General features: G+C 63.3%; 8 protein-coding genes. 6 read left to right on the forward strand and 2 right to left on the reverse strand.

Going from position 1 to position 9640, the window contains the following annotated elements; genetic code table 11:
* Positions 1-365: 365 nt before the first annotated feature.
* The gene (locus FIV35_RS29075) at positions 366-1088 is read right to left on the reverse strand and encodes a FadR/GntR family transcriptional regulator (RefSeq protein ID WP_034096881.1); all 723 of its coding nucleotides are present in this window, start codon (positions 1086-1088) and stop codon (positions 366-368) included.
* Positions 1089-1136: 48 nt separating this feature from the next.
* Positions 1137-2873, reverse strand: a complete 1737-nt coding sequence (locus FIV35_RS29080; protein ID WP_034138989.1) for an IlvD/Edd family dehydratase — start codon at positions 2871-2873, stop codon at positions 1137-1139.
* Between the two features lie 194 nt (positions 2874-3067).
* Between FIV35_RS29080 and FIV35_RS29085 the strand changes: the two genes are divergently transcribed.
* The 6 genes from FIV35_RS29085 to FIV35_RS29110 form a co-directional block, all read left to right on the forward strand.
* The gene (locus tag FIV35_RS29085; protein WP_034096883.1) at positions 3068-4390 is read left to right on the forward strand and encodes an MFS transporter; all 1323 of its coding nucleotides are present in this window, start codon (positions 3068-3070) and stop codon (positions 4388-4390) included.
* A 16-nt stretch (positions 4391-4406) separates the two neighbouring features.
* Entirely contained in the window at positions 4407-5399 is a 993-nt protein-coding gene (gene araD1 / locus FIV35_RS29090; protein WP_034138988.1) for an AraD1 family protein, read from the forward strand.
* Between the two features lie 10 nt (positions 5400-5409).
* Entirely contained in the window at positions 5410-6990 is a 1581-nt protein-coding gene (locus FIV35_RS29095; protein WP_034138987.1) for an aldehyde dehydrogenase (NADP(+)), read from the forward strand.
* Positions 6991-7017: 27 nt separating this feature from the next.
* On the forward strand, positions 7018-7881 hold the full coding sequence (locus FIV35_RS29100; protein WP_034138986.1) for an SMP-30/gluconolactonase/LRE family protein: 864 nt from the start codon (positions 7018-7020) through the stop codon (positions 7879-7881).
* Positions 7882-7918: 37 nt separating this feature from the next.
* Positions 7919-8923: a substrate-binding domain-containing protein gene (locus FIV35_RS29105; RefSeq protein ID WP_083377884.1), complete on the forward strand. Its 1005-nt coding sequence runs from the start codon at positions 7919-7921 to the stop codon at positions 8921-8923.
* Positions 8920-9640 (forward strand): ATP-binding cassette domain-containing protein (locus FIV35_RS29110; protein ID WP_146375116.1); only part of this gene is annotated, 721 nt, incomplete at its 3' end. The genes FIV35_RS29105 and FIV35_RS29110, both read left to right, overlap by 4 nt.

Consider the following 9640-nt stretch of genomic DNA (forward strand, 5'->3'; position numbering starts at 1 on the left):
AGGCACCGCCTCACTTAAAGTCCGGATGTATGGCTGCAACCTTATCCCGTCTGTGTTTTCACGAATTGAGTGCTTGGCATACTGGGGGCGTCCATGTATGAGCGGGCGTGCCCCGCGCTGGGCTGCGAAGCAGCCCCATCCCAGGCGATGTGGTTTAGCTGACACACCGAGGTGTCTGGGTTTGGGGCCGCTTCGCGGCCCAGCGCGGGGCAAGCCCGCTCACCACAGAGTTATTTCAGCCTTTGAAACGTGTGTAGATATCTATGGCTATCGGGGCCAAATGCACCGAGTTGCCGGGTGGTGGCTCAGAGGAATTTAACTGTGGGAGGGGGCAAGCCCCCTCCCACCTGTCCTTTCACTTGGCTTTAGAGCGGGGTGAGTACATTCATCACCGTATCCAACGCTACCCGCGTGTCATCCAACTGCACCAGCGACGCATGCCGCGCGCCCAGGGCATCGCGGTTCTGGATGGCGGTGAGGATGGCTTTATGCCGAGGCAGGCTCAGGCCCTGGATGTCGGGGCGGCGGTTGGTGATGTTGATCGATTCGCGCAACGGCAGCGACAGCATGTTGCACATATATGCCAGCAGGTCGTTGCGGGTGGCATCGGCGATGGCGCGGTGGAAGTCCAGGTCGGCCTGTAGCAGCTGTTCGTGGGTCTGCGCGGTCTCCATGCCGTGGTAGGCCTTTTCGATGATGGCGATGTCATCGTCGGTGGCGGTGGTCGCGGCCATGGCGGCGATTTCCGGTTCGAGGATGCGCCGCACACCGGCCAGGGTGTTGAAAAACTCGCTATGGGGCGTGGACTGCATCAACCAGGACAGCACGTCCGGGTCGAGCAGGTGCCATTTGAGCCGTGGCCGCACCACTGCACCCACCCGTGGCTTGGAATACACCAGGCCCTTGGCGCTGAGCACGCGGGTCGCCTCGCGCAACACCGAACGGCTGACCTTGTACTCCTCGCAGAGCGTGGCCTCCATGGGCAGGCGTTCTTCTGGCTTGAAGCGACCGGAAACGATGTGCATGCCCAAGTCCTGGACGATCTGGGCATGCATGCTCTTGCGCGGCTTGGACGGCTGGTGATCCATAACGGGCGGGATGCTCTGGCTTAAATTCGCGGCATCATAGCATCCCAATTAGTGGGAATGCCGTGGGACTTCCGCTCCACGGCAACCCACCAGAAAGTCAAAGTCGCAGCCTTGGTCCGCTTGCAGCACATGGTTGATGTACAGCTGGCGATAGCCGCCGACGATCAGGTCCTGTGGCGGCTTGAGGTCGGCCATGCGCGCCGCCAGCTCGGCGTCGGAAATGTCCAGGTGCAAGCGGCCGTTGGCGCAGTCCAGCTCGATCCAGTCACCTTCCTGCACCGTGGCCAAGGGCCCGCCGGCGGCGGCTTCCGGTGCCACATGCAGCACCACGGTGCCGTAGGCCGTGCCGCTCATGCGCGCATCGGAAATGCGCACCATATCGGTCACGCCCTGGGCCAGCAGCTTGGCCGGCAGGCCCATATTGCCGACTTCGGCCATGCCTGGGTAACCCTTGGGACCGCAGTTTTTCATGACCAGGATCGAGTTGGCGTCCACCTCCAGCTCCGGGTCGTTGATGCGCGCCTTGTACATGTCGAAGTTCTCGAATACCACCGCACGGCCGCGATGCTGCATCAATTCCGGGCTGGCCGCCGACGGCTTGAGGACTGCACCGAGCGGCGCCAGGTTGCCGCGCAGCACGCAGATGCCGCCGTCGGCGCGGATCGGGTTGTCCAGGGTGCGGATCACTTCGTCCTGGCCGTATATCGGCGAATCCTGGGTGTTTTCGCCCAGGGTCTTGCCGTTGACGGTCAGCGCGTTCGGGTGTGGGATCAGGTTGGCTTCGCCCAGGCGACGCAGCACCGCAGGCAGGCCACCGGCGTAGTAGAACTCTTCCATCAGGAAACGCCCGGAGGGCTGCAAGTCCACGATAGTTGGCATACCGCGACCGATGCGGGTCCAGTCGTCCAGTTCAAGGTCCACGCCGATACGCCCGGCAATGGCTTTAAGGTGGATCACCGCGTTGGTCGAGCCGCCGATGGCCGCGTTGACCCGAATCGCGTTTTCAAAGGCTTCTTTGGTGAGGATCTTCGACAGGCGCAGGTCTTCACGCACCATCTCCACCGCACGCATGCCCGACATATGCGCCAGTACATAACGGCGCGCATCCACTGCGGGAATCGCGGCGTTGTGCGGCAGGGACGTGCCGAGGGCTTCCGCCATGCAGGCCATGGTCGAGGCGGTGCCCATGGTGTTGCAGGTGCCCGCCGAACGGGACATACCGCCCTCGGCCGCGAGGAAATCGTTCAGGGTGATGGTGCCGGCCTTGACCTGCTCACTCAGTTGCCACACCACCGTGCCCGAACCAATGTCCTGGCCCTTGTGCTTACCGTTGAGCATCGGCCCGCCCGTCACCACGATCGCCGGTACGTCGCAACTGGCGGCGCCCATCAGCAGGGCCGGGGTGGTCTTGTCGCAGCCGGTCAGCAGCACCACGCCGTCGATGGGGTTGCCGCGAATGGCTTCTTCTACATCCATGCTCGCCAGGTTGCGGGTGAGCATGGCGGTAGGGCGCAGGTTCGACTCGCCGTTGGAAAACACCGGGAATTCCACCGGGAAGCCACCGGCCTCGATCACCCCACGTTTGACGTGCTCGGCGATCTGACGGAAGTGCGCGTTGCACGGAGTCAGCTCCGACCAGGTGTTGCAGATACCGATGATCGGCTTGCCATGGAACTGGTGGTCGGCGATGCCCTGGTTCTTCATCCAGCTGCGGTACATGAAGCCGTTCTTATCGGCAGTACCGAACCACTGGGCAGAGCGTAGGCCGGGCTTTTTATCAGACATGATCGATTTCTCTTATTGTATGACTATATGTTCTCTCTGTGGCTAAACATAAGCGCAAAATCTTCCATTTGGAAGTGTTGTTTCGCAAATAGTACTACTATATAGTCGATCTCAACTGAGGTGTGGCCCTGGCGAGTTATCGCGAGAGGCGTCGCCCGAGCTTCTATAAAAACAACAATCGGAGATCGACCCCCATGAGCCAGGAACTGCGGCTTATTCGGCGCATCACGCTGAAACTGATTCCCTTCCTGATCCTGCTGTACCTGATCGCCTACGTGGACCGTTCCGCCGTGGGTTTCGCCAAGCTGCACATGGGCGCCGATGTCGGCATCGGTGACGCCGCCTATGGCCTGGGCGCGGGCCTGTTCTTTATCGGCTACTTCCTGTTCGAGATTCCCAGCAACCTGATGCTCGACCGCTTCGGCGCCCGGCGCTGGTTCGCGCGGATCATGATCACCTGGGGCACCATCACCATCGGCATGGCCTTTGTGCAGGGGCCGCACAGCTTCTATGTGATGCGTTTTCTGCTCGGCGCGGCGGAAGCCGGGTTCTTTCCCGGCGTGCTGTACTACATCACCCAATGGTTCCCGGTGCGCCATCGCGGCAAGATCCTCGGCCTGTTCATCCTCTCCCAACCCATCGCCATGATGATCACCGGCCCCGTATCCGGCGGCCTGCTGGGCATGGACGGCATCCTCGGTCTGCATGGCTGGCAGTGGCTGTTCATCGTGATCGGCACCCCGGCGATCCTGCTGACCTGGCCGGTGCTGCGCTGGCTGCCGGACGGCCCCAAACAGGTCAAATGGATGAGCGAGGACGAAAAAGCCTGGCTCACCGGCGAGCTGGCCAAAGATCTGCAAGCCTACGGCCAGACCCGTCACGGCAACCCGCTGCATGCCCTCAAGGACAAGCGCGTGCTGTTGCTGGCGCTGTTCTACCTGCCGGTGACCCTGAGCATCTATGGCCTGGGCCTGTGGCTGCCGACCCTGATCAAACAGTTCGGCGGCACGGACCTGGTTACCGGCTTTATCTCGGCCGTGCCGTATATCTTCGGCATCATCGGCCTGCTGATCATCCCGCGCAGTTCCGACCGTTTGAATGATCGCTACGGCCACCTCGCCGTGCTGTATGTACTGGGTGCCACCGGCCTGTTTTTCAGCGCCTGGCTCGGCGCGCCGGTGCTGCAAATGGCGGCGTTGTGCCTGGCGGCGTTCGCGATGTTTTCCTGCACCGCAGTGTTCTGGACCTTGCCGGGGCGTTTCTTCGCCGGCGCCAGTGCGGCGGCGGGCATTGCCCTGATCAACTCGGTGGGCAACCTGGGCGGTTATATCGGTCCGTTCGTGATCGGCGCGCTCAAGGAGTACACCGGCAACCTGGCCTCGGGCCTGTATTTCCTGTCCGGCGTGATGCTGTTCGGCCTGGTGTTGACCGGCGTGGTCTACCGCGTGCTGGAGCGCAAACATGTGCTACCGGCCGACCAGTTCGCCGCCAGCGCCCGTGGTGCCACCCGTACTTAATTCAAGGAGAAAGCTGATGCGTTTAGTGCAGTTCGAACTCAATAACGGCGAGCGCCGGGTCGGCGTTGTCGATGGCACCCGGTTACGCGAAGTGCAGGGCGCCGGCAGCGTGCGCGAACTGGCGCTGGCCGCCATCGAAGCCGGGGCTTCATTGCAGCAGCAGGTCGACAGCCTGGGCTTGGGCGACAGCCATGACTACGCCGCGTTGCTCGCCGAACAGAAGATCCTGCCGCCGCTGGACCATCCGGACCCGGCCCATATGCTGATCAGCGGCACCGGCCTGACCCACCTGGGCAGCGCCGCCGCTCGCGACAAAATGCACCAACAGGCCGGCGACGAAGCCACGTTGACCGACACCATGCGCATCTTCAAATGGGGCGTGGAGGGCGGCAAGCCCGCCGCCGGTCAGGCGGGCGTGCAACCGGAATGGTTCTATAAAGGCGACGGCAGCATCGTGGTGCGCCCTGGCCAGGCGTTCCCGGTGCCACCCTTTGCCGAAGACGCCGGCGAAGAGCCGGAGATCGGCGGCCTGTACGTCATCGGCCACGACCGCAAGCCGTATCGTCTGGGTTTTGCGGTGGGCAATGAGTTCTCCGACCATGTCATGGAGCGCAAGAATTACCTGTACCTGGCCCACTCCAAACTGCGCAGTTGCAGCTATGGCCCCGAGCTGCGCGTGGGCGAATTGCCCCAGCACCTGGCCGGCACCAGCCGCCTGCTGCGCGACGGCCAGGTGATCTGGGAAAACGAATTCCTCAGCGGCGAGGCCAACATGTGCCACAGCCTGGAAAACCTTGAGTACCACCACTTCAAGTACAGTCAGTTCCTCACGCCGGGCGATGTGCATATTCATTTCTTCGGCACCGCCACGCTGTCATTCGCCGACGGTATACGTACCCAACCGGGGGATGTGTTCGAGATCAGCCAGGCCGAGTTCGGCGCGCCGCTGATCAACAGTGTCGGCCAGGCCGATGCGGTATTCGAACCCGGCAACGTCGTCACCCTTTAAGGAGAGCACCATGACCCAGTTTATCGGCCACAACTACATCGGCGGCCAGCGCAGCGCCCAGGGCAGCACCAAGCTGCACAGCGTCGACGCGGCCACCGGCGAAACCTTGCCTCAGGTTTTCTTCCAGGCCACCCCGCAAGAGGTCGACGCCGCCGCCCAGGCCGCCGCCGCCGCGTACCCGGCGTACCGCGCCTTGAGCGCCGCGCGCCGTGCGCAGTTCCTCGACGCGATTGCCGACGAACTGGATGCCCTGAGTGATCATTTTGTCGAGTTGGTGTGCCGCGAAACCGCGCTGCCGGCCGCCCGCATCAAAGGCGAACGCGGTCGCACCAGCGGCCAGATGCGCCTGTTCGCCACCGTGCTGCGGCGCGGTGATTTCTACGGTGCGCGCATCGACAAAGCGCTGCCGGACCGCCAACCACTGCCGCGTCCGGACCTGCGTCAATACCGCATCGGCCTCGGCCCGGTGGCGGTGTTCGGCGCGAGCAACTTCCCACTGGCGTTCTCCACCGCTGGCGGCGACACCGCAGCCGCGCTGGCGGCCGGGTGCCCGGTGGTGTTCAAGGCCCATAGCGGGCATATGGCGACGGCCGAATGCGTGGCCGATGCGATCATCCGCGCGGCCGAGGCAACCGAGATGCCCGCCGGCGTATTCAATATGATCTTCGGCGGCGGCGTCGGTGAAGCGCTGGTCAAGCACCCGGCGATCCAGGCGGTGGGCTTTACCGGCTCGCTCAAAGGCGGTCGCGCCCTGTGCGACATGGCGGCGGCGCGCCCGCAACCGATCCCGGTGTTTGCCGAGATGTCGAGCATCAACCCGGTGATCGTGCTGCCTCAGGCGCTGCAGGCACGGGCGGACACCGTGGCCCGCGACCTGACCGCCTCGGTGGTGCAAGGCTGCGGCCAGTTCTGCACCAACCCAGGCCTGGTGATCGGGATCGCCTCGCCCCAATTCAGCGCATTCACCCAGCAAGTGGCACAGTTGATCGGCGAGCAACCGGCGCAAACCATGCTCAACGCCGGCACCTTGAGCAGCTATGGCAAGGGCCTGGAAAAACTCCTGGCGCACCCTGGTATCCAGCACCTGGCGGGCAATGCCCAATCCGGCAATCAGGCCCAGCCGCAGCTGTTCAAGGCTGACGCCAGTTTATTGATCAACGGCGATGAGGCACTGCAAGAAGAAATCTTCGGCCCCACCACGGTGTTTGTCGAAGTCGCCGATCAGGCCCAGCTCAGCGCCGCATTGCACGGCCTGCATGGGCAACTGACGGCGACGCTTATCGGCGAGCCGGGCGACTTGCAGCAGTTCGCCGAACTCACGCCACTGCTGGAGCAGAAGGTCGGGCGCATCCTGCTCAACGGCTACCCGACTGGGGTGGAGGTCTGCGACTCGATGGTGCATGGCGGTCCGTACCCGGCGACCTCCGATGCCCGTGGCACTTCGGTCGGCACCCTGGCCATCGACCGCTTCCTGCGTCCGGTGTGTTTCCAGAACTACCCTGACAGCCTGCTGCCCGATGCGCTGAAAAATGCCAACCCGCTGCGTATCCAGCGCTTGGTGGACGGCACGCCGTCGCGCGATCCGCTGTAAACCCCCAACCCGCGTCCAGGAGGCTATATGTCGTTGAGCGCAGTCACCGCACACCGTGCGCAGTTGGGGGAGGGCCCGTTCTGGGACGGTCCGACCCAGGCGTTGTATTGGGTGGATATCGCCGGCAAACAGGCGCTGCGTCTGATGGATGGGCAACTGCGCATGTGGCGGATGCCCGAGCATGTCTCGGCGTTCATCCCCTGCGAACGCGGCGATGCGCTGGTGACCTTGAGCAGTGGCATCTACCGCCTGGACCTGGCCACCGAGGCCCTGACCCTGCTGTGCCAGGCCGATCCGCACCCCGGCAACCGTGGCAATGAAGCGCGTTGCGATGCCCAGGGGCGGCTGTGGTTGGGCACCATGCAGAACAACATCGGCGAGCAGGGTGAAGACCTGCCGATCACGCGGCGCTCCGGCGGCCTGTTCCGCGTGGACGCCGACGCCACGGTCACGCCGTTGCTGCAAGGGTTGGGGATTCCCAATACGTTGCTGTGGAGCGACGACGGCAGCCAGGTGCACTTCGGCGACAGCCTCGACGGCACGCTTTATCAGCACGGTATCCAGGCCGACGGCGGTCTGGCATCGCCCACGGTGTGGTTTGGTCCGCATCCGCGTGGCGGGCCGGACGGCTCGGCGATGGACGCCGACGGTTATATCTGGAACGCCCGCTGGGACGGCGGTTGCTTGCTGCGGTTGACGCCCACGGGCGAGGTGGATCGAGTCATCGAGCTGCCGGTCAGCCGCCCCACTAGTTGCGTGTTTGGTGGGCCCGAACTCACCACCCTGTTTATCACCAGTGCGGCCAGTCCTCTGGATCACCCCTTGGACGGTGCCGTGCTGGCTATCGATGTCGATGTACCTGGCAAACCTTGCCATCGCTTTGCCGGTTAACCCCAAGCGCTAACAACAATAACAAGGAGTCACCCGTATGAATCGTCGTCGTGGTATCCGTTCCCTGTGCTGCGCCGCTGTGGCGGTATCGGTCATGAGCTTGAGTGGGCTGGTGCTGGCCGCTGATACAGTCAAAATCGGCTTCCTGGTCAAACAAGCCGAAGAACCCTGGTTCCAGACCGAGTGGGCCTTCGCCGAAAAGGCCGCCAAGGACAAGGGGTTTGAGTTGATCAAGATCGCCGTGCCCGACGGCGAGAAGACCCTGTCGGCCATCGACAGCCTGGCCGCCAATGGCGCCAAGGGTTTTGTGATCTGCCCGCCGGATGTGTCCCTCGGCCCGGCGATTGTGGCCAAGGCCAAGCTCAACGATATGAAAGTTATGGCGGTGGACGACCGTTTCGTCGACGCCAAGGGCAAGTTTATGGAAGACGTGCCGTACCTGGGCATGGCCGCGTTTGAGGTGGGCCAGAAGCAGGGCGCGGCCATGGCCGATGAAGCGAAAAAACGCGGTTGGGACTGGAAAGAAACCTACGCGGTGATTACCACTTTCAACGAGCTCGATACCGGTAAGAAACGCACCGACGGTTCGATCGATTCGCTGAAAAAAGCCGGCATCCCCGCGGACCATATCCTCACCGCGCCGCTGAAAACCCTGGATGTACCGGGCAGCATGGACGCCGCCAACTCGGCGCTGGTCAAACTCCCAAGCGGCGTGAAAAACCTGATCATCGGCGGTATGAACGACAACACCGTGCTCGGCGGCGTGCGCGCCACTGAAGCGGCCGGTTTCAAGGCGGCCAATGTGATCGGGATCGGCATCAATGGCACCGATGCCATCGGCGAACTGAAAAAACCCGACAGCGGCTTCTACGGCTCCATGCTGCCTAGCCCGCATATCGAAGGCTACAAAACCGCCGAGATGATGTTCGAGTGGGTGACCACCGACAAAGAGCCGCCTAAATACACCGCCATGGACGAAGTGACCCTGATCACCCGCGCCAACTTCCAGGAAGAACTGACCAAAATCGGGCTGTGGAAATGACCGCTGCGGCCTTGCGATTTGACGGCATCGGCAAGACCTTTCCCGGGGTCAAGGCGCTGGACGGCATCAGTTTTACCGCCCAGCCCGGGCAAGTGCATGCCTTGATGGGCGAGAACGGCGCGGGTAAATCGACCCTGCTGAAGATCCTCGGCGGGGCCTATATCCCCAGCAGCGGCGCGCTGCAGATCGGCGCGCAGACCATGGCCTTCAAATGCGCGGCCGACAGCATCGCCAGCGGCGTGGCGGTGATTCACCAGGAGCTGCACCTGGTGCCGGAAATGAGCGTGGCCGAGAACCTGTTCCTCGGCCATTTGCCCACGCGCTGGGGCGTGGTCAACCGTGGCCTGCTGCGCAAGCAGGCCCTGGCGTGCCTCAAGGGCTTGGCCGATGAGATCGACCCGGACCAGAAGCTGGGGCGCTTGTCCCTGGGCCAGCGCCAGTTGGTGGAAATCGCCAAGGCACTGTCCCGTGGCGCCCATGTGATCGCCTTCGATGAGCCCACCAGCAGCCTCTCGGCGCGGGAGATCGAGCGCTTGATGGCGATCATCACGCGCCTGCGCGACGAGGGCAAAGTGGTGCTCTATGTGTCACACCGCATGGAAGAAGTGTTCCGCATCTGCGACGCGGTCACGGTGTTCAAGGACGGCCGCTACGTGCGCACGTTCGAGGACATGAGCGCGCTGACCCACGACCAGTTGGTGACCTGCATGGTCGGTC

It is taken from the genome of Pseudomonas rhodesiae (assembly GCF_007858255.1).
GTDB lineage: Bacteria > Pseudomonadota > Gammaproteobacteria > Pseudomonadales > Pseudomonadaceae > Aquipseudomonas > Aquipseudomonas rhodesiae.

Excerpts from the sequence above, each read along its gene's own strand:
- FIV35_RS29075 (WP_034096881.1), bottom strand. The coding sequence starts at position 1,088 with ATGGATCACCAGCCGTCCAAGCCGCGCAAGAGCATGCATGCCCAGATC.
- FIV35_RS29080 (WP_034138989.1), bottom strand. The coding sequence starts at position 2,873 with ATGTCTGATAAAAAGCCCGGCCTACGCTCTGCCCAGTGGTTCGGTACT.
- FIV35_RS29085 (WP_034096883.1), top strand. The coding sequence starts at position 3,068 with ATGAGCCAGGAACTGCGGCTTATTCGGCGCATCACGCTGAAACTGATT.
- araD1 (WP_034138988.1), top strand. The coding sequence starts at position 4,407 with ATGCGTTTAGTGCAGTTCGAACTCAATAACGGCGAGCGCCGGGTCGGC.
- FIV35_RS29095 (WP_034138987.1), top strand. The coding sequence starts at position 5,410 with ATGACCCAGTTTATCGGCCACAACTACATCGGCGGCCAGCGCAGCGCC.
- FIV35_RS29100 (WP_034138986.1), top strand. The coding sequence starts at position 7,018 with ATGTCGTTGAGCGCAGTCACCGCACACCGTGCGCAGTTGGGGGAGGGC.
- FIV35_RS29105 (WP_083377884.1), top strand. The coding sequence starts at position 7,919 with ATGAATCGTCGTCGTGGTATCCGTTCCCTGTGCTGCGCCGCTGTGGCG.